Raw genomic sequence first — 21,019 nt, 5'->3', positions numbered from 1 at the left:
CACTATCATTTTATTGTTATAGAGTATTAGAATACCTAATCATCTTTTCATAATAATTATTTGATATCTACATTTAACTCCAATCCCTCCAGCTTTGTGATATTCCTCTTTGCTGTACTGACTATTAAACTTTCTAAAGGAATTGAGGTTTTAAACTTGGCAATATACCCTTCTGCGGTCTTTTCGTAGTTATTAATACGTTCTATTGGAGCTTTCGATCCTTTCTCCTCTAGAACCACCCAACTTCGAAAGCTCTCTGACACGCCCTCACCTTCATAATAAATCCATATTTCCCCCTGCTTTTGCTCCACTTCCTTAATCATAATTCCGCCAAACTGATCTTGTTCCAGATAAATAGGCAATTCCTGATTAAGGGGCATTGTAACATAATTCATTTCTTCCCTTTTTTCCAGGTAAGGAGTAATCGTAATGGATTTTGGCAGCTTATCAACGGGTTCAAAATACTCATTGAAATTCTCAACAAATTTCCCGTCTCTGTCTCCTCCACCTGTAGCACCGGAAGTCATATGAGCTATTGAATTCCCCTTATTATCCCTAACTTCAAAAATGTAAGTGCCTGCTCTTTTTCTTTGCTCTTCAATTGGTTCGCTCATATCAATGCTTAAATTTGTGGCACTTGCGGAAAAGGACAGTTCATTAAGAGTCAAACTTGTATCACCATTTGCAGTTGATTTACCTGGTGAAGCATGATATTTCTCTTTGATTTTTTCTATAGGAAATTGAAAGCTCCAGGGACCTTCTATTTCTCCCAGGCGCAAAATATCTATGCTCAATTGAAACTGATCTGGCATATCTGTATATGTGTGGAACTCCTGAAGAAGCTTATTTTTTTCACCAGCATAGGACGTGCTTTCGGAGTAATCAATAAAAGGCTCTCCATCTATCGACAACTTAAAGAAAGGAAACTCGGGGTGTGTACTTCCTTCCTGATTGCTTTCTTCTTTATCCATGGAATATACAAGGGCCAGACGGGTTCCATCATACATAACTTCATGGATGGTAAAAGCCACTCCGTTCTTCTCCACGGTTTGATTAATTTCAGTAAAAAGGTCATTCTTTATGATAGTTTGAATCCCTGCATCTCCAAATAAATCCCTATCCGATTCCGCTGCAGGCTCTGATTCCTTTGAAGCATCCTTTGAATCGGTCAACAAGTGATCCGAACTTAAAATAAGAATCATCATAATCAATGGTGCAAGGATCAACATTAAAACAGGGCCCATATTAAATTTCCTTTTAGGCTGTTCAACTTTTTTACTATGAACTTTGTTCAATACCAGCTGCATATCCTCATCAGAAAAATGCAGGTCCTCCCCATACTTATTAATAAAGGCCTGTTTTAAGGATTTTTTTCTATTCATACAGAAATTCCTCCTTTAATATAGGCTTTAGCAGGTTTTTCCCTCTGCGAATCCTGGTCTTTACTGTTTCTGCCGGTATATTTAATACTTCTGCTATTTCCCTGACTTCGAGAGAATGAATGAACCTGAGGACCAAAACCTCCCGATACTTTTTGCTTAGAGTCATCATATGATTAATAACCTGTTCCTCATCTAACTTCTGTAAAGTAATAGTCTCAGGGGATTGCTTTGTTACCTCTTCTTTTATTTGGCCGAATAAAAATATCCTCTTTAAATAGTGAGATCTCAAATAATCCTTACATTGATTAATGGTAATTCTATAAAGCCAGGTTTTAATAGATGAGCGCCCTTCAAATGTATCCAGATGTGTATAGCACTTGATAAATACGTTTTGTACGATGTCTTTCGAGGCTTCTAAATCTCTAATATAGGAATAAGCTAAAACAGAAAGCTCTGTGCCATACTGCTTCATAATATAAGTCATTACTATATCAGGATCCCCTGTAATTTCCTGCAGATGGTTCAATTGTATCCCCCTTTCTAGTTTTTAGACGTTCCAAGTAATTGAGGGGGTTCAAACCTCTCATAAATTATTACAACAATTTTACAAATAAGAAAAAGCTGCCGAAAGCGGCAGCTCTGCTGGACCTTTACTTTAACACGCATTAAAATTACTCTATTTATCTACTTTATAATTATTTACAAATTTTTGTGACAAACTATTAAATTCGCCTAATGCTGCTTCTTCATTGAAACTGTCTTTATATTTAGAATTGCGGCTGTCTACCACGTGTTCGTAAGCTATTCTTAAATCTCCAATACTATCAATAAACTTTGTTTCTTTTTTTGAGAGCTTACTGTAATCAAATTTTTTTGTACATACTTCCTTAAAGTGATCTGAATTTGATACAACACCTTTTGATGGAGATTTGTCCAGCTCTTCCACGCTTTTCTGCATGGATTTTAAATAGGTTGTTCCTGCTGTGTATATTTCAGTTCGAATTCCTTCTTCGCTTTTTTGAGTGCAGCCGGAAAGTGCTAAAAGCAGGAATAAGAAAATCATCAAACGTTTCAAGGTTGTACCTCTCTTTTCAACATTAAATATAATCATGTTACACATTACTTAATTGGCTCATGGCCTTCAATTTGGGTTAATACTTCTTTAATCGAAGGTAATCAAGCTGTGAACCATTATCGCCTCTAAAGCCAACATATAAATTATAAGTTCCTGCTTTGTATCTCATAATCCACTTTCCATTTATTTCACTCTTTCCTTCCGATTCCGGCTTCCCAAGAAGTTCTCGAATAACATAAGGAGTAATTGGAACAAAATTATCGTCGTTCCAGTCGATCACCTGTACATTATTGTCATGAGGGTAATAGGTATAATACGTATACATCTTAAAGGTATGAGCAAGGCTTCCAGAATGGGTGCTCTCCAGCTTAGGGACTGTGTTTCCGATCTTCTTAAAATGCTCATAGACTTCCTTAATATCATGTATGCCGTCCGCAGCAATAGGCTGCCCCTTAAGAATTCCCTGCTCAGCAAGGGTTAATAATTGCTGGTCAAAAAACAGGATTCTTTGAATTTGGCGTTTCTTTGTGGTTGAAGGAGTTTCATATTTCACCTGTGCAGGAGACTTTTTAACATACATTCCTCCTCCTACACCATAAAGACCGCCGTGACTGCTGAGATAAGAATATACCCGGTACTCATTCCCTTTTAATAGCTTACGGGATACTGTAAGCTCTCCATTGGAATTTAGCTGGTATAAGTTTGTATCCTGGAGAATGGTCACCTTTCCAATCTGGCCAGGAATTAGAATGGAATTCCCCCATTTCACTCCAATAGGTGCTGATGCTGCTTCGCTTTTTACTACATTGAATGAGCTGAATGCTAACAGGGATACTAGAAATATAGAGAGAATTTTTTTAAGCAAGATACTTTCTCCTTTCAAATTAAAAACTATGCTAAGTATAACAAAAATTGGAATATACCTATATTCATTTCCAATAAAATGGTAGTATAGAACTAATAATTCTTTTTCTGGTATTTTCCTTAAAGAATGAATTTAACTGAAAATCTATTTTAATTTGTGCCTTACTCTACCAAGAAAATGTATTGAAATATATCCATTGACTTCCATTATAAATAAATTATTTATTATTAAATAAATCAAAAAAGCCGCCAAAATGGCAGCTGCGGAGGTTGAATATCTTATAGTGATATCATTAATTCTTTTTTAGATAATTTAATTCCATTTCAATATTACTTTTTAATATTTCTATATCATCAGTAGTTTCTTTAATAACAGGAAACTCGGTTTTGTGTTGCAGATAGTATTTTAATTGCAGGTAAATACTTAAAGGAAATTCATGTTCCATCCACAACCTCTTATATCCCACAATTCCATATTCTAATAGGATATTTTCTGCAGTTTTTATCCATTGTTGCAGAAAAGCGTCGTAGGAACATTCAAGATTTAATTCTGCCAAAGGATGTTGACTATCTTCATACTCTGAAATGGCTATTTGCATTTTATCATCACCCAGGTATTTAACATGCCAATCTGTTTCGATTGGTTCAGCATCCCAGGAAAAGCTTGCCCCCTCCTCCTTATAAATCTCATCAGAATATAAAGGGTTAATATCTAATAATGCCTGGAGTATGTCGCCAAAAGCATTCGTAAGGTAACCTGCAGAAAATTTATACGCCTTACCATTAAGTGTTATTTCGCATTCAGCCCAGCCGGCACCGGTTAATTTATATTCAACCTTCAATATGTAACCTCCAATCTAAATTTCATCAAATAAAGATTCCGGCAGTGAATATAACAGCTGCCTATATGACAGCTGTCCTAACCTATAGATTTTGACCATAGCTGTTTATACTTAAAAAAATCTTTTTCTTATCTCAGGAGATGGCAGTATACCGCTTTCATTTTTCCCGAACCATTTATACCTATTTTTTGCAATAATATCATAAAAAGAATCCCGAAATGGTTTTGGTACTATTAATAAACAATATAGCAGCTTCCAGCCACCTTCTAAATTCTTACAAACTCTTAAAGCAGCCGAGGACTTATCATAACTTTTTAAGACCTTCCACAAGAAAGAAACTGTCAATACTGTCAGGAATATGATGCTTAGCTAATATCTCTTGTCCTGCCTCGCTTTGTAAAGATGCGAAGTGATATAAAACCTTTTTATCTCTTTTAATAATAAATTGAACACTTCGATCACAGAAATTACATTCTCCATCAAATAAAATGACGTTCATCCTATCGCCACCTTGTGAAAGTTTACACATTCTTATTTTATCAAAAAAAAGGACAGTTTTCACTGCCCTATCTCTATAACTTAATAAAAAATGGTGCAGCACCATAGTTTTTCAAATATATCTTAAACTGTTATTGCTATTGAACAAGTCATTTCATTTAATATGGTCTAACCGAAATTTCACTTGATTTAATCCATCCATTCATCCCCTGCAGTGTTTGAACATGATACCAAATTTCACCCCGGCTATTGAGGAATTTTACAAACGTATTTACTTCTGTACCCTGAGATAAGGTAGCTCTAACACTATAATCCATTGATGCGCCTTTTCTAATTAAGCCATTTTTCACACTAATGGATCCTTTTCCATAATAATCTATATAATTCTGGAAATATTGGCTTTCTAACCATCCTTGTTTTCTGCCCGTATCTACTTTATGCCATAGCTGACCTGAAAAAGTCATGAATGTATCTGCCTGAGTGACAACCATACCTTTTTGCAGAGATGCAACTGGTTCATAACCCCAATGTGCCCCTCTCCTGATATCAACCTGGTCTGTAATAAAGGCTTTTCTTCCCGCCTCAGGTGAAGGCACTTCAAATTTTTCCAATAGTGCCCAGCCTGACTTATAACCATGTGTAACTATCGAAACCCACTTGCTTCCGTCACTTCCAGCGAAAGTATCTCTTACATAAACCCGGGTACCTTTCTTTAAAGTAAAAACAGTTGGGTAATTCATTGTTGCTCCTCTTTTAACTTCAACGTTTTCTGTAATAGTGATTAGGTTCTTTTTAATGATGTCTTCTTCTGCATGTACCTTCAGTGAAGTATAGGTGATGAGAAATGATAATATAAAACAAGTGCAGAAAAACAGAAATTTTTTCATCCTTTGCCTCCTCAATTATCATCAATACAATATGATATACACGAGTATAGAGAAGAATATTACACAAATTTTTAGGTGTATTCACCAAATTCACACCAAGTCAGGGAGATGGTTAACCTTTGTATTTCGCTATTGTAATTGTCAAATTTATTGATTACTGGGTATCAGATGTTTGACTTCTGAGTAAAAAAAAGTATGCTAATTCTCCCTCCGTCTTCAATGACTACATGAATTATTCCTAAAGTTATAAAATTGAAAGCAATAAACTGATATACACCATCTATTCTTGTGAGATCTCTCCTGAAGAAGTGAGAATAGAACTACACGCATCGCTTGTTATTAGTAAAATATACCCATAAAACTCATCAGTAGATGTATCCTAATGTATCCAGCTATCGGTGATAAATTAAGAATGAAACGACTGGCCCGTAACTTAACCCAAAAAGAAGCAGCAAAAATAATAGGAGTTAGTGTATATATGATATCTGCTTGGGAGCGATATTTTCCTAGTACAGTAAGAATGGAACAGTTAGCTGCACTTTATGATTTTTCTTTTGAAGAACTAAGGGATGATGATATTTAAATATGGGAACAGCAATCGTCTATAAGGTGTTGTAATGATGGAAATGAAGATTTCAGATATCTCAGCCATCCAATACTCTGAGATAAGGGAAGCATTGGGCTTAATTAATAATCATAAAAGGCCCCATAAAAAATTTCATTATGCTTTTGAGCCATCTGATCTGTGGGAGGATCTTGCAACAAAAGGCTTTGCTATAAAGCTGCCCGGCCAAAGGACCGGGGAAGCTTATTATATAGTTACATTTGAGGCAGTTAGATTGGTTTATCGGAAAAATATTAGTTTGGAGTATTACTTGAGGTTATAAATCTAGCTATTTTATGCTAAATAAAAGCCCAGTCTTTTCCTGATAATGTCTATGTTGTGCAGTTTAGATAGTTATTCATTAAAAAATTCTAAATTCAATTCATATAACCTTCAACTAATTCATAGCATCTATCTTTTGTTGTCCCTGCTTGGGAGGCTATATATTCCAATGACTCCAATGTTCCTCCTTCATATTTCTTTGCTGCTTCTTTTGCTGTTTCATCTCTATATGCGATCCACTTTCTTTGTTCTGCTCTTAGTTTTTCCATTTCACTTTTAGAAAGCTGCTTTTCCAGTACTTGATAGATTTCATTTAAAGCTTGATCCCACTTTTTTAATATTTCTTCTTCTGATTTTGTCATCCCTAATGTCGAGTCATCATCGGTATTGCGTATTTCAGCTGCTGCTTTTTCAATTTCATTAAGTTTTTCTATGTATTTATCCTTTTTTCCCATATTCTTCTCTGTTTCTGTACCTGCTTCTTTATCCTCTGTATTACTACTTGACTCATTTTGGGTATCTTCTTGTTTTTGGCTATCCGTTTCTGAAGTACTGCTGTTTTCATTCTCATCAATATTTTGACCTTCTTGATTATTTGTTGAACTTTCCGATTTATTTTCTGATGTTATGTCACCCGTTTCAGTATTGTTTTCAGAAACTGACTTATCTGTGCTATTCTCATTATTACATCCGGCCAAAAACATAAAAAGTGCTAATGCTGCAGACAATTTTTTCACTGACATGACTTCCTTTCCTGATTGTAGTACCTACACAATATAGGCCACCATTTTATACAAATATTTACTTCTATATTCCTTATTCAAGGTATCATACTATATTACACATTGTCAGGGCCTATCTATTTGAGGTCCATGGTGCCAGGTACCTCGTCCCAAGGAAGCCCTATTTCCTTACCCTCTTCGGCAATATGCTGTTATTCTATATCCCCTCGGGCCGTTAATCAGAAAAACCAAGGTTATTGTGAATGGCATAAATCAGTCTGAACTATTTTTAGTATCTTATGAATATACAGAAGGAGAGCCCATTAATCCTAATGGCCTCTCCTCATTACTAAATCAATAAACCTATCCTTACCCAATCAAGCACATCATCCTGTCTCCTAATAGAACCCCGCCAGAATCTCCCAACATTACATTCTTTATAGAACTACCCACATCAACTGGGACGATGAACCTGTCCCCTTGGTCCTTTTACTGATTTAAATATTTTACCGCAAAAGAGCTCATTGAAATGATCCCTGTTGAAATAGCTTTTTCATCAAAGATGATTCCTGGATTATGAAGGCCTTTTTGTGATGCTTCTGTTTCATTGCGAGTTCCCAATCTAAACAGAATGCCGTTGACATGCTGGAGATAGAAGGAAAAGTCCTCCCCCCCTAATGAAGGTTCAGGTAAATATTCTAAGCTTTCTTTACCAAGACTTTCTGAAACTGCTTCGGCTAACAAGTCAACCATTTTTTTGTCATTTACAACAGGAGGCGAACCTGGAAAGTACTTCAATACTGCACTTCCATTAAATGCTTTTGCAACATTTTCTGAGATCTCTTTCATTGATTGTTTAATTTTATCGCTAACTTCCGTCTTTAAGGTGCGAACCGTACCAGATATCATTACTTTATTGGCGATAATATTGTCTGCAGTGCCGCCATGTATTTGCCCAATGGTCACAACAGCTGATTCAAGCGGAGGAAGAGTTCTGGATACAATCTGCTGAAGGCTGCTTATGATTTGTGCAGCTACCGGAATCGGATCAACACTTTTGTGTGGATGTGCGGCATGCCCACCTGTTCCAAACACTTCAATTTCAAAACGATTGGTGGAAGCCATAATCGCTCCATGACGAATCGCGATTTTACCTGCATCTGTGAAAGGCCAAGTGTGCAAACATATGATATTATCTAGATTTGGTTCTGATAATACTCCTTCTTCCATCATGTATTTTGCACCTTGCATCGTTTCCTCTGCTGGTTGAAAAATGAACTTAATCGTTCCATTAATGGAGTCTCTTAATTTATCCAGTACAATCGCTGCACCTAATAAAACAGATGTATGGATGTCGTGACCGCAAGCATGCATAACTCCAGGTTTGCTAGATGCGTATTCAAGACCAGTTTCTTCTACGATCGGTAAAGCATCAATGTCAGCACGGATTCCCAGCGTTGGACCCTCTCCGTTTCCTTTTAATATCCCAATAACTCCAGTACCACCCGAACACTTCTTTAATTCAATATTTGTGTCCAACAGAGTACTATAAATGTAGTCAGTGGTACGAAACTCTTGGAAACTTAATTCGGGGTTTTCGTGTAAGTGTCTTCGAATTTCTATTATTTTTTCTTCTATTTCTGCAGTTAATTTATTTATCTCTTTTTCTATTGTTAAGTTATTAGAATTCACGTGTTTTCTCCTTACGTTGAAATTATTATCAATTAGATAAATGCAACTATTCAATAGTTGATAAAAAAAGAGATTAAGACTACTACTGAGCGATGTAGCCTTAATCTTTCCTGCTAAATTATAGATCAGCTTGTCCCATTTCAACGATTTGCTGGTATACCTCTTCTCCCCAAGTTTTAACCCCTAATGTATCTCTAACTTTTTGAGTTGATTCAATAAACAAATCCACATCCGGTTCAACAAAAGTAACTCCAGCCTTTTCAATTTCATCTCTCATCGTTTGTTCACTCTCTTCCAACTTTTCATCAGTATAAGCTTCAGATTCTTCTGCAGCATCAACTAAAACTTTTTGATATTCTTCAGAAAGATCCTGGAAGAATTGATCATTAATTGTTACAAATGCCGGTTTATACATATGATTTGAAAGAATTACATACTCTTGAACTTCTTGAAAACCTGAAGCATAGAAGGTTTCTAAGGGATTTTCCTGCCCATCAACTACACCTGTTTGCAAGCCGCTGTATACCTCCCCAAAATCCATTGGTGTTGGGTTTGCTTGTAAAGCTTCAAATGTTTGGACATAATAATCTCTTTCTGGAGATCTCAATTTCAAACCTTTCATATCATCAGGAGTTTGTATTTCTTTATTAGCAGAAATTACCCTAGGGCCCCGAGGTAAAATGCCAATATTTCTAATGCCCATCTCACTAACTAATTTTTCATTCCATTCTTGTCCAATATCAGATTCTAATACATTCATCCAATGAGCATTAGACTTCATTAGATAAGGAAGAGATAAGTATTCTATCTCATCCAAACCTGGGTTACCGCTTGACATCATTTGTATTGTTCCTAACTTTACTTGCTCCATTTGCTCTTCTGTAGATCCAAGTTGATTTCCCGGAAAGAGCTCGACTGTTATTTTACCGTCGGTTTTTTCTTCAACGATCTCTTTGAACTTTTCCATACCTAGATAAGCTGGTTCTCCTGGATTTGCCCATGTACTATAAGAAATTTCATATGTCTTCCCGGAGTCAGGATTGGATGTTCCACTGCTTTCTTCTCCACCTGAGCATGCAGATAACATTGCTATGCTAACTGCTCCTCCCAAAAATAATGACAGTAAATTTTTTCTCATTTTTTCATCCTCCTAACAATTCTATTAAGAATAATATTGTTATTTAACAACCGAAGCTTTTTCTTTTAACAACATTTCTGATTTTTCAGTCTTTTTAACCAATGAAATTCCATATTCAACTATACATGAAATGATTTTTTCACCTCTTTCTGAAGAGGCGTTTAAAGGATTACCTAAGATTCCTTCTTTTGAGATTTCCTCCATGTTTAAAAATAAATTAGCTTTAGAGTTATTGAGTTTTGTTTTTGCTAAATTATCAATTTCGAAATCTTCCCATTTATTCTTGACTTCCCAGGTGTCTGGCAGTAAATCCATTCTCATATCTTCAGGGAATAGATGAGACATTACCGATGATAGCGGCTCACCACCATGACCAGATGGATCCTTTACTTCTTTATAGATTTCATTTTTTTGTTCAATGCTAAGCATTTGCCATAAATCCATAGACACAACCATTACCTTTTTTTCGCGTCTTACTTTTCTTGCAACCTGATCGACAGCCGGACCATTTCCAGCATGTCCGTTGAAGAATATAATTTTTGTAATTCCGTGCTCTGTTAAACTAGTACAAATGTCTTCCAGAACACTGATTACGGTTTGTTGAGATAAAGAAATCGTCCCTGGATACCCTCTAAAATATTCTGAATTACCAAATGGAATAGTTGGTGTATAAAGTGCACCTGTTTCTTTAGCTACTTTTTTTGCAATTTCCGTTGAAGCTAAGAAATCTCCAGTAATTGAATGCGGGCCGTGTTCTTCCATTGATCCCAAGGGAACGATTACCACTGGATCCTTCTTAAAAGCTTCTTCTATTTCTTTCCATGTCATATGATGCATTGCATTTTTTCTCAAAATAGTCATTCTCCTTTTGAATTTACTATATTTAAAAGAACATCCTTACAAATACCAAACTAATGTAAGGTATATATGCTGTTAGTAGAACAGTAATAATTAATGGAATATACATTGGCAGCATCTCTCTTACTAATTTCGCAAAAGAAAGCTTTGCAATATCTGCAACAATATACAACATCATTCCAACTGGTGGAGTTGCACCTCCAATTGTTAATGTTAATACCATGAGAACTCCGAAATGAATAGGGTCAATGCCAACCGTCATTACAATTGGTGTTAAAATTGGAGCAAACACAATAATCGCTTCAGATGGCAGCATAAATAATCCAATAAAGAAAAGAAACACAACGACTATGGTCATTATGACTGTTGGATTAGTAGAAAATCCAAAAAGAAAATCTCCTAAGATATCAGAAATCCTGGACTTAGTAACAACCCATGCAAAAATTGTTGCAGCTGCAATGATAAATAGAATTTTGGCAGATTCATAGCTTGTCTTTTTCAGAATAGATCCAAATGAACGGATATTAACATTCTTATAATAAAAGAAAGTAATAATAATTCCGTATAAAACAGCTATTGCCGCTGATTCTGTTGGTGTAAAAACCCCACTGACCGTACCAGCAACAATAATTACTGGTAATAAAAGTGCGGGTATACCTGATGAAAATGTTTTTCGAGCTTCTCGAAATGTTGCTTTAGGATAGCTTGGGTAATCCCTTTTAACAGAAATAAAATACGTATATACCATTAAAGAGACAGAAACTAAGAATCCAGGAATTAGTCCTGCAATTAATAATGGCCCTATTGGCTGTGCTGTAACAATCCCATAAAGAATCAATGTGATACTTGGCGGAATTATTGGCCCTACAATGGAAGAGGCAGCAGTAATAGCTGCGGAAAATTTCTTGTCATACCCTTCCTTTTCCATCGCTGGTATTAATACAGATCCTAATGCTACAGTATCTGCTGTTGCAGATCCTGATATCCCTGAAAAGAGAAGACTTGCAACATTATTTACTTGAGCTAATCCACCTTTAAAATGCCCCACCAGAACTCTTGCCATTGAGATGATCTTATTGGTAATACCTCCAGAATTCATTAGCTCACCAACTAAAAGAAAGAACGGTACTGCAAGCAGCGTAAATGAATCTACTCCCCGCACCAGACTTTGAGCAACCATACTGAGATTAATTCCTTCTGCAATAAGATAAAACAATGAAGAAATTAATAAGGCAAAAGCTACAGGCATACCGACAATAATTAAGAAAATCATTAAAAAGATTACTAGAAAAATCATTCTTTCACCTCCTCTAAAATAGAACTATTGCGATAGTTACCATTTCGATAATCTTGGATATCGTAGACAGATCTTATTGTGATAAAAACTATCATTAAGAAGCATCCTATTGAAGCAGAACCCCTCCAGAATGAAAACGGAATTTCCAAAGCACCCGATTTTTGACTGTGTGAAACTTGAACTAATTCGATAGATGAGTTAACTGTAATAATTAATGCTAATAGAATGACTGCCCTCATTATTAAGGATGTTATTAATTTGGTTTTATGGGACATTTTTTCTTGAAGCATTTCTATTCCCATATGCTTATCATCATAAGAAACAATAGCTGCTCCTATAAATACCATCCAAATAAGTAAAAACCGAGCTAACTCATCACTCCATACAAGCGGACTGTCAAAAATAAATCGTGCAATAACTTGAAGAATGGTAATCACAACAATGGCTAAAAGCGAAAGACTAATTAAGTAACGAAGTGGTAATGCGAGATCTTTTCTTTTTTTCATTTTGTCACCTCCAAAGATTAATTTTTAATTTATGAATAATGATAAAGACTCTTATCATAAATCAAAATCGCCTGAATCTTGGTTATACGTAATGTTATATGGCCAATCTATGGTATTTACGAAGTACTTTACATATTCAACCGGGTGATAATTAGAGTCAAAAGAAACTCTCTTAATTTGCAGGACGGGGAAACCCTTTTCAACCTGGAGTAAATAGCTGGTTTGTTCATCTGCAGGGACCGCTGTTAATTCTTCAGTAACATAAGAAAAATTCACACCTAGGACTTCACTGGCAAATTGCCTCATATTCAAAATATCTCCTGCATTTTTTATTTTCTCTACATCTGCATCAATGTAGTAGTTGATTAATAAGAAAATAGGTATATCGTTTTCCGTTCTTATCCTGGTAACTTTAATAGTGGGGCTTTCTGGCTCTAATTCGAGACTGTTTGTGACATCTATGTCCGAAATTACTTTTGAGACATCGATGGTTTTAACTTTCAGTTGACGCCATTTTTTACTGAAATTGGAACTAAATCCTCCAACAGATGGCCAAGGAACCGATGCTTCACATTTAATAACTACTGTACCGATTCCTGGTTTTCTATCAATTAATCCCTTTTCTTCTAATTTCCCTAAAGCTTGTCTAATAGGAGCCCTGCTCACCCCATATATTCTTTGCATTTCACTTTCTGTTGGAAGCTTATCCCCTATGGCAAAATAACCAGATGTTATTTTATTGAATAAGTCTTTATAAACTTCGATATGCAATGCTTTTTTCAAAACTACACCTCATTAGTAATTACTTTATTCAACTTTGTTATAACAAAGTTCTTTAATTTATTGTAAAAATAAAATTCTAAATAGTCAATATATTTTTATAAATTAGAAAAATGAGATAAGATCGGGACATGAGAACAGGTATCTCGACCCATCAATTTGGAGTTATTCGTATACACTTGCCCATTTGCTTTCAAGGAAAGGTTCATCGCTCCAATCAGAATAAAAGAAGCGGGATATGAGGCTGTTCATTATTCAAGAAAAGTATTCACCAGTTTGATGGTTTTATCATTCAGGAATTACTGTAATTGGTTTTGTACTTAAACTCTATCATTCTCCATCCAAAAAAATGCATAAAGAAAAGCCCTGCAGAGATTCATCTCCACAGAACTTTTCGAGGCGGGACAAGGTACCTGTCCCCTTCGACCTACTTTTTTTCTATAAAACTACTATTTACTGGAATATTAGCTATCCAATATAATAAAAATTTGGTATTCTTTTATTTAGGTTTTTAAAATTATTCGGGGGTATGGCAATGAGAGCCAATGGGAAGAAAAAGAAGCGACTATGGCTTCGCGTGCTAGGGATTATATTTTTACTATTGATTGCCGGAACAGGCATTTACGGTTATACCGTATATAAATCTTTAACATCGGCTGTGGAAACGATGCATGAGCCAATTAACCGGGAAAAGTCGGAGAAACGGGAAGAGCAAATAACGCTTGAGAAGAAAGAACCATTCTCCGTTTTAATGCTGGGAGTGGATGAACGCGAAGGTGACAGCGGGCGTTCAGACACGATGATTGTCTTGACAGTTAACCCTGAAAAAAACTCAGTCAAAATGCTGAGTATTCCCCGTGATACCAGGACAGAAATAGCGGGAAAAGGAATTGATGATAAAATCAACCATGCCTATGCTTTCGGCGGAATTGAAATGTCCATGAATACCGTTGAAAACTTCCTGGATATTCCGATTGATTATTACATGCAAATCAATATGGAAGGTTTTAAGGATATTGTTGATGCGGTTGGGGGAGTTACAGTTAACAATGATTTAGACTTCACTACCGGTGGAGTATCATTCCCCAAAGGCAGCATCACTTTAAACGGGGAGAAGGCATTAATTTATTCCAGAATGAGATATGAAGATCCCCGCGGAGATTTCGGCCGACAGCTGAGACAGCGCCAAATTATCCAGGAAGTCATTAGGCAGGGAGCCAGCTTCTCTTCTTTAACAAAGTTCGACGACATCTTTGAAGCACTAGGAAACAATATTAAAACCAACATGACTTTTAATGAAATGGTGGATATACAGAAACATTACAAAAATGCGGGCAAAGATATAGAACAAATGACAATAGAAGGCAGCGGCCAAAAGATTAATTCTATCTGGTATTTGCTTGTAAGTGACGAAGAAAAATTAAGAGTGCAAACTGAGCTGAAGGAACACCTTGCTATTTGAAGCAGAAAAGGGATGCAGATCAAAATCTGCATCCCTTTTTTACAATTATCTTAGATTTACTTCCGGCTCCAGCTCTGCTTCAAGAATCCTCGGCCAAGAACGTTATGCAAGGAAAATGGTTATAACGAATATACGTTACTAAGTAATCGTCACAAGGAGCCCCCTATGCAAGGGTTCTCTTTTTTTTCAACATTCTCCCAGCAACTTTTTTCATTTATATATATAAATTCGAATAGGATAAAAAGTATATACCCCATATGCAGAGGGAGGGCTATACTTGAGAGTTGTAAAATACCAGCAGAAAATAATCTTTAAAATCACCTTAGGACTGATTTTAGCAGCCATGCTCCTGTTTGTCTTCAAATTCCTATTCTCATCATCTGAGAAGCATGTCAAAGAAATTGCTGAGGAATTCTACTCCTATGAACAGGAGGGGGAATTTGCCTCATCATGGGAGCTCTTTCACTCCAGTATGAAACAGAAATTTACAAAAGGACATTATATTCAGGATCGTGCCCACGTTTTTATGAATCATTTTGGAGTAGATACCTTTACATATACTCTCAGCAAGCCAGAAAAATTAAAGTCCTGGAAGATGTCCAAAGAGGACAAAGCCATTAAGGATGTTTATAAGCTTACAGTTATCCAAACATTCGAAGGGAAATATGGAAACTTTGATATCGAGCAGGATATCTTTGTGGGGAAAGAAAAAGACGAATGGACAATTATGTGGGATTATAATAAATAATCGAAGAAGGATGGGTAATCGTTTTCATATTTGCTTCTTCATTTGAATTACTGATTCTTTCAGAAAAGCAAATTCCAATTTTATAGAATTTTCATTTATACACCTTCTATAAAAAAACTATACCCTATAACGTCCCTGAAAAACATGTTTGTCCATCTGCTCTCATCCATTGATATAATTAACAGCATTTTGCGTTTTTGGGATCTGGTCCTTCCTGTATAACAAAAAACCTTGCTGCAGAATCAGCAAGGCTTTATTTTATTGGCTTTTATTCTACACTTACCACTTCACCGTAACCGGGGTCTGACCCCTTTACTAGAAAGTTTCTGCTCTAAAGCATAAGCAAAACGATATAATACAGCTTCATCAAATTCTCGGCCTATCAATTGTCCACCGATTGGCATACCTTCAGATGAAAAACCACACGGCAATGACAAGCTTGGAAATCCATTAAGATTAGTAGGAGCTGTAAGCTTTATAATGGACCAGCGAATATGCTGTCCTGCGTATTTTTCAATATCCACATGACGTTCATTGATTTTTGGGGGCAAAATTGGCAAGGTTGGGGTGAATAGGACATCCACTTGCTCTAGTGCCTTATTAAATTCGTCTTTCGCGAGTTGGCGTATTTGCAGTGCCTGGGCATATTCATAGCCCTTAGTATCATGTGCTGTCAGCAGACGTTCTTTTACTTCATCATCCCACTGATCCGGATAATCAGCCAAGTGCTGCTCATGAACCGCATAGGCCTCACTTCTTAAAATGTGCTTATGGGCTACTGTGAATTTATCCAGATTTGGTATGGTGACGGGTACTATCCTTGCCCCAAGCTCACGCAATGTCTCAATAGTTTGATCAAGAACTTGTTTGACCTCTCCATTCATATCATCAAAGTAAAAAGTGGAAGGCAGCCCAATTGTCATCCCTTCAATTCCTTTTCCAAGGAATCGGGTAAAATCTTCCGGTTCACTCTGATCAGGGCTTGGATCCTTTGAATCGTAATCGACAAGGGTGTTGAGAAGAAGAGCATTATCCGTCACCGTTCGTGTTAATGGCCCCACATGATCAAGTGTCCAGGACAGCGGAAAAACCCCATGCTTGCTGATTCTTCCATAAGTCGGCTTCATTCCAACAATTCCGCAAAATGAAGAAGGAATTCGAACAGATCCGCCTGTATCTGTGCCTAGAGAACCAAAGCATAAACAGGCTGATACACTTGCTGCAGATCCGCTGCTTGATCCGCCAGTTATTTTTTGTTTATCATATGGGTTATTCACAGGGCCAAAGTGTGAGCGGTCACCTGTGGGACCATAGGCAAACTGATGGGTATTCAGCTTTCCGATGATAATGGCTCCCGCTTTTTTCAATTTTTCCACAACTGCTGCATTATACTCAGGTACATAATCCTGATAGATTTCTGATCCCATCGTTGTTCTCATGTTATCAGTATAAATAATATCCTTTAACCCAATCGCAATTCCATGAAGAGGACCTTTATACAGGCCGGCCTCTATTTCTTCTTCAGCTTTTTGGGCTTGTGCAAGAACAGCTTCACGATCGATCGTTATAAACGAATTAATACCCGGATCCACCGCTTCGATGCGATCCAGCAGCTGTAAAGTAACTTCCACAGGTGATACTTCCTTCTCTTCTATCAGCTTTGATAAGGTCTTTATGTCAAAAGCAACGAAATCTTTTATGGTTTCCATACAATAACCCACTCCCTGCAAAATCCTTGTATTAAATCACTTAACGAGCCTAAGTGAAATTTATGATAAATACTATACTGTTGACCAGGAGGTTCCCTGGTTTCAATCTTTGAAATACCACTTCCATAGGCTAAAACCGCTGATTGCCAAAAAGATAAGTGTTCCATATAACCAAATTGAAAGCATTTCATTTATCCACATATTCTTTCCCCCTTGGCGTATGATTCTATTAATCTATTAAAATAAAAAATTAATTGATTTTATTCCATGGCTAAGGGATCCAACTTCTCCCTCATTTCGCGATATTTTGTTTTTGATTTACGTTCTGATTCTTAAAAACAGCGGCTCCTGCCCACATCGTAACAATTCCAACTAGAGTTGCCCATGCGCCAGCTGCCATTGGACTCGTTTCAAGGCCTCCAAAGAAAATAATAAGGTATGAAACGATCCCCACACCCATGCTGATTTCTGCTGCAATTCCACGAACTTTCTTTCTAGCAAAAACGGCATATAAAATAGGCCCAAGAGTGCCTGCAGAGACTCCCGAAATCCCAATCCACATGAAATTCCCCATAAATACAGGCGGATTAATAACAATTAAGGTAGCAATAACCCCTACCCCCAGCACGACCCAGCGGCTAATACTTAATGCCACTCTATTTACTTTCTCTTCTTCATGTTTAAGAATGCCGTTCTTTACTAAGAATTTACGATAGATATCATTTGCGAAAACAGTTGACATTACAACGAATAATCCATCTGTCGTAGAAAGTGCCGCCGCAACAATGACAACACCTACAAATGCAGCAAGCGCTGCCGGCATTGCCCAAGCAACATATTCTAATAGTGCTTGATCGGCCACTTCTATTCCAGGCAAGGCAACTCTGGCATATAGTCCCCCAAAGAATACAACTAAGCATAATAAAGCTGCAACGATATAAGTGACGATCATTTTTCCAAGGTCTTTTGAATTCTTTAAACTCAATACCTTGTTAAACAGCTGCGGCTGAGAACTGAAAGCAAACTGGATAATAAAGATGCCGATAATCGTGGAAATCGCATAATAGTTAGTAGATTCCGGATTAATTATCTTTACTAAATTAGGATCCTGATTAGACAGATTTTCGGTAATATAAGTAAAAGCCTTTGTTACACTCCCGTCTCCAAAGATCACAATACCTGATATGAACACCATAACACCTGTTAATGCCATAACAACCGCCTGGGCTGCATCTGTATATACATCAGCATAGGATCCTCCGTAAAATACATACGCGATGACGATAGCTGCAATGATGACTAAACCGGTCAAGTAAGGAAGTCCTAACATATTTTCAAATATCCTTGCTCCTGCTGAAAATTGGGCTGCAATGTAAAAGATGTTAAAAAGCATGATAATACCTGTGCCCACGCGCAGAATATCACTGTTATAATAATCACCAAGCCAATCCGGAAGGGACAGCGACTTCTGCGAATCATTTACTTTTCTAACCACTTTCGCCACAGCAATAATGCCAATCGGTCCTGCTCCAATAAGTGTTAAGAAGAGCCATAGATTACTATATCCCCACGCATATGACCATCCAGGGTATCCCATGAAAGTTGCTGCACTAAAGAATGTGGCTGCAAAGCTTAAGCCAAGAACATACGGACCTAAGTTAGACCCGCTAATGGCAAAGTCTTCAATTGTTTTTGTTTTTTTGGCTGCATAAATGCTTAAAATGACCATCAACAACATGAAAATTGACAACTCAATCCATAACCAAGTACTAATCCCCATAAAATCCTCCTTATTAATTGTTCTTTAAATATGATTCCATTCTCATTATTTGGACCTCTCACTCCCCGCTGCTGCATATTACAAACTAAGTCAGAACAATAAGTTTGTACCATACTACCAAGCAATTTCCGTGCCAAATTCAGAAAGCTATAAAATCAGCCATTCTCAAACAAATGAGAGCTCTTGGTTATGCAAATATGCATAAAAATATGTTATTTTGCATACAAAAAACCTGCATATGCAGGTTTTTAAGGTCGTCTAATTCCAAGTTTCTGGAGCTTCCGGCTGATGGTAGATTGATTCACGTTCAGTGCTTTTGCCATTTTAGTAGTACTTTTAAAACGCTTTGCGGCTAACTTTAGTAATTGTTCCTCTGCAGATTCAATACAATCTCTAAGTGGCATAAGATCGTGAATTTCAACCTTTTTTTTTGAATTCGATACAAGTTCAATAATTTGTGTAAAGTGTTCGACTGTTATTTCGTTTTCGTCTGTTGTCACGACTAATCTTTCTACAATATTCTGCAGCTCCCTGACATTTCCGGGCCAGTGATACTGTTCAAGCATATGGATGACTCCAGGTGTTAAGCTTGTCTTTTTAAAATACTTCTGATTATAGTATTGGATGAAATGAAGCAATAAAGGTAATATATCTTTCCTTCTATCTTTTAAACGAGGTATCGTAATGGGCACTACATGTAACCGATAAAATAAGTCTTCACGAAAACGGCCTTTTTCAATTTCCGCGGTTAAGTCCCGATTGGCAGCTGCTAAAATTCTTACATCCACCTTAACAGGCCGCGTGCCCCCTACCCTTGTGATTTCCTGGTCCTGTAATATCCTTAACAGCTTAACCTGAAGAGCTAAGGGCATCTCTGCAATTTCATCCAGAAATAAGGTGCCTCCATTAGCAAGTTCAAATAATCCTTTTTTTCCTTGTTTATTAGCACCTGTGAATGCTCCACTCTCATAGCCAAATAATTCTGATTCCAATAAATTCTCGGGAATGGCTCCACAGTTAACCTTAATAAAGGGCTTTTCTCTCCTGGGACTGGAATGATGAATCTGGTTTACAATTACTTCCTTTCCAACCCCTGATTCACCTAGAATTAAAACGGTTGTATCTACCTTTGCAACCCTTCTAGCCATTTCTAACACTTTTTTCATTTCCTCACTTGCAAATACTACCCTGCTGAAACTCTCTTTTTCTTCTTTAAGAAGCATGATTTCTTTTTTGTAGCCTTCCGAAAGGAGCCTCATTTCTTCTAATTCTTCCTCTAAGCGATGTAATTCCGTAATATCCCTTGAGGCATTTACAACTCGAACGATTTTTCCGTTCTCATCTTTTATTGGCGTCCCCACCACCATTAATCGTTTTCCTGTACTTGTTGTTTGAATGCCAGATACCTTTTCCTTTCTTTCAAGAACAAGCCGAGTTATAGATGGGGTGAATAGCCCTTCTTTTTCGAGATCCAGCACGCTTTTCCCTACAAGTTCCTCCACTTCTTTCCCCCAAAGTGCCTTACATGCTGAACTTGCCCTTAGTGTGACGCCCCTTGCGTCTGAAACATAAATAACGTCAAATGATAAATCAAATATAGCCTGTAAATCCTTACTCATCTCTTGATAAGCTTTCAATTGGGATTCATAATCAAAGGGTTTAGAGGCTTCCAACTTTAATCACCTCGAAATAAATTCAGTATTTTCCATTAATTCTAACACCTCTATTTTTGCAAGACAATTTATTGTTTATATATGGAACCTAGCAACAGGAAGGGATAGTTTAGGAAAGGACTGTAGACGTCAAGTCGAATTTTACACTTTTTGCTCGTTTCCTTTTTACACTTTTGCCGAAAAAATGCTTTTTCGGTTTTTCATGCGATGACTTTCCTCG

20 protein-coding genes and 1 pseudogene are annotated in these 21,019 nt (G+C 36.9%); 4 read left to right on the top strand and 17 right to left on the bottom strand.

The window, feature by feature from the left end; translation table 11 throughout:
• Positions 1 to 56 precede the first annotated feature (56 nt).
• The 7 genes and pseudogenes from JI665_RS13185 to JI665_RS13155 all read right to left on the bottom strand — a co-directional run bounded on the left by JI665_RS13185 (position 57) and on the right by JI665_RS13155 (position 5,548).
• Entirely contained in the window at positions 57 to 1,382 is a 1,326-nt protein-coding gene (locus JI665_RS13185; protein ID WP_206839959.1) for a DUF4179 domain-containing protein, read from the bottom strand.
• Positions 1,375 to 1,908, bottom strand: coding sequence for a sigma-70 family RNA polymerase sigma factor (locus tag JI665_RS13180; protein ID WP_206839956.1), 534 nt, complete (start codon positions 1,906 to 1,908; stop codon positions 1,375 to 1,377). The genes JI665_RS13185 and JI665_RS13180 overlap by 8 nt, the downstream gene beginning before the upstream one ends.
• A gap of 150 nt (positions 1,909 to 2,058) precedes the next feature.
• A complete protein-coding gene (locus tag JI665_RS13175; RefSeq protein WP_206839955.1) occupies positions 2,059 to 2,457 on the bottom strand; it encodes a membrane lipoprotein lipid attachment site-containing protein in 399 nt (132 codons plus the stop codon).
• 76 nt (positions 2,458 to 2,533) lie between these two features.
• A complete protein-coding gene (locus JI665_RS13170; protein WP_206839953.1) occupies positions 2,534 to 3,322 on the bottom strand; it encodes a hypothetical protein in 789 nt (262 codons plus the stop codon).
• 292 nt (positions 3,323 to 3,614) lie between these two features.
• On the bottom strand, positions 3,615 to 4,163 hold the full coding sequence (locus JI665_RS13165) for a hypothetical protein (RefSeq protein ID WP_206839950.1): 549 nt from the start codon (positions 4,161 to 4,163) through the stop codon (positions 3,615 to 3,617).
• Between the two features lie 111 nt (positions 4,164 to 4,274).
• Positions 4,275 to 4,662: pseudogene (locus JI665_RS13160) on the bottom strand (thiol-disulfide oxidoreductase DCC family protein).
• A gap of 157 nt (positions 4,663 to 4,819) precedes the next feature.
• Positions 4,820 to 5,548, bottom strand: a complete 729-nt coding sequence (locus tag JI665_RS13155; protein ID WP_206839949.1) for an SH3 domain-containing protein — start codon at positions 5,546 to 5,548, stop codon at positions 4,820 to 4,822.
• A 382-nt stretch (positions 5,549 to 5,930) separates the two neighbouring features.
• On the opposite strand from JI665_RS13155, the gene JI665_RS13150 reads away from it, so the two are divergent.
• Together JI665_RS13150 and JI665_RS13145 are read left to right on the top strand one after the other, a co-directional pair.
• Positions 5,931 to 6,131 carry a helix-turn-helix transcriptional regulator gene (locus JI665_RS13150; protein WP_206839947.1) on the top strand — a complete coding sequence of 67 codons (201 nt, stop codon included), beginning with the start codon at positions 5,931 to 5,933 and terminating at the stop codon, positions 6,129 to 6,131.
• Positions 6,132 to 6,165: 34 nt separating this feature from the next.
• On the top strand, positions 6,166 to 6,435 hold the full coding sequence (locus JI665_RS13145; protein WP_206839945.1) for a hypothetical protein: 270 nt from the start codon (positions 6,166 to 6,168) through the stop codon (positions 6,433 to 6,435).
• A gap of 94 nt (positions 6,436 to 6,529) precedes the next feature.
• Here the strand turns inward: JI665_RS13145 and JI665_RS13140 are convergent, their stop codons facing one another.
• The 7 genes from JI665_RS13140 to JI665_RS13110 form a co-directional block, all read right to left on the bottom strand.
• Positions 6,530 to 7,177, bottom strand: coding sequence for a lysozyme inhibitor LprI family protein (locus JI665_RS13140; RefSeq protein WP_206839943.1), 648 nt, complete (start codon positions 7,175 to 7,177; stop codon positions 6,530 to 6,532).
• 468 nt (positions 7,178 to 7,645) lie between these two features.
• Positions 7,646 to 8,848, bottom strand: a complete 1,203-nt coding sequence (locus JI665_RS13135; protein ID WP_312886193.1) for a M20 family metallopeptidase — start codon at positions 8,846 to 8,848, stop codon at positions 7,646 to 7,648.
• A gap of 118 nt (positions 8,849 to 8,966) precedes the next feature.
• Positions 8,967 to 9,986 carry a TRAP transporter substrate-binding protein gene (locus tag JI665_RS13130; protein ID WP_206839941.1) on the bottom strand — a complete coding sequence of 340 codons (1,020 nt, stop codon included), beginning with the start codon at positions 9,984 to 9,986 and terminating at the stop codon, positions 8,967 to 8,969.
• 39 nt (positions 9,987 to 10,025) lie between these two features.
• Positions 10,026 to 10,838: a creatininase family protein gene (locus tag JI665_RS13125; protein WP_206839939.1), complete on the bottom strand. Its 813-nt coding sequence runs from the start codon at positions 10,836 to 10,838 to the stop codon at positions 10,026 to 10,028.
• A gap of 31 nt (positions 10,839 to 10,869) precedes the next feature.
• A complete protein-coding gene (locus JI665_RS13120; protein WP_206839938.1) occupies positions 10,870 to 12,141 on the bottom strand; it encodes a TRAP transporter large permease in 1,272 nt (423 codons plus the stop codon).
• Positions 12,138 to 12,647: a TRAP transporter small permease gene (locus JI665_RS13115; protein ID WP_206839937.1), complete on the bottom strand. Its 510-nt coding sequence runs from the start codon at positions 12,645 to 12,647 to the stop codon at positions 12,138 to 12,140. The genes JI665_RS13120 and JI665_RS13115 overlap by 4 nt, the downstream gene beginning before the upstream one ends.
• Before the next feature lie 54 nt (positions 12,648 to 12,701).
• On the bottom strand, positions 12,702 to 13,430 hold the full coding sequence (locus JI665_RS13110; RefSeq protein WP_206839936.1) for a GntR family transcriptional regulator: 729 nt from the start codon (positions 13,428 to 13,430) through the stop codon (positions 12,702 to 12,704).
• Between the two features lie 532 nt (positions 13,431 to 13,962).
• On the opposite strand from JI665_RS13110, the gene JI665_RS13105 reads away from it, so the two are divergent.
• On the top strand, positions 13,963 to 14,889 hold the full coding sequence (locus JI665_RS13105) for a LytR family transcriptional regulator (protein ID WP_206839935.1): 927 nt from the start codon (positions 13,963 to 13,965) through the stop codon (positions 14,887 to 14,889).
• 277 nt (positions 14,890 to 15,166) lie between these two features.
• The gene (locus tag JI665_RS13100) at positions 15,167 to 15,637 is read left to right on the top strand and encodes a hypothetical protein (protein ID WP_244671182.1); all 471 of its coding nucleotides are present in this window, start codon (positions 15,167 to 15,169) and stop codon (positions 15,635 to 15,637) included.
• Between the two features lie 287 nt (positions 15,638 to 15,924).
• Here the strand turns inward: JI665_RS13100 and JI665_RS13095 are convergent, their stop codons facing one another.
• The 3 genes from JI665_RS13095 to JI665_RS13085 all read right to left on the bottom strand — a co-directional run bounded on the left by JI665_RS13095 (position 15,925) and on the right by JI665_RS13085 (position 20,799).
• Complete coding sequence (locus JI665_RS13095; RefSeq protein WP_206839934.1) at positions 15,925 to 17,346, bottom strand: amidase; 1,422 nt, start codon at positions 17,344 to 17,346, stop codon at positions 15,925 to 15,927.
• 292 nt (positions 17,347 to 17,638) lie between these two features.
• Positions 17,639 to 19,126, bottom strand: coding sequence for a sodium:solute symporter family protein (locus tag JI665_RS13090; protein ID WP_206839933.1), 1,488 nt, complete (start codon positions 19,124 to 19,126; stop codon positions 17,639 to 17,641).
• Between the two features lie 248 nt (positions 19,127 to 19,374).
• On the bottom strand, positions 19,375 to 20,799 hold the full coding sequence (locus JI665_RS13085) for a sigma-54 interaction domain-containing protein (protein ID WP_206839932.1): 1,425 nt from the start codon (positions 20,797 to 20,799) through the stop codon (positions 19,375 to 19,377).
• Positions 20,800 to 21,019: the final 220 nt, after the last annotated feature.

It is taken from the genome of Bacillus sp. NTK034 (genome assembly GCF_017303275.1).
Lineage (GTDB): Bacteria > Bacillota > Bacilli > Bacillales > Cytobacillaceae > Cytobacillus.
This window is presented reverse-complemented; position numbering and strand designations above follow the sequence as displayed.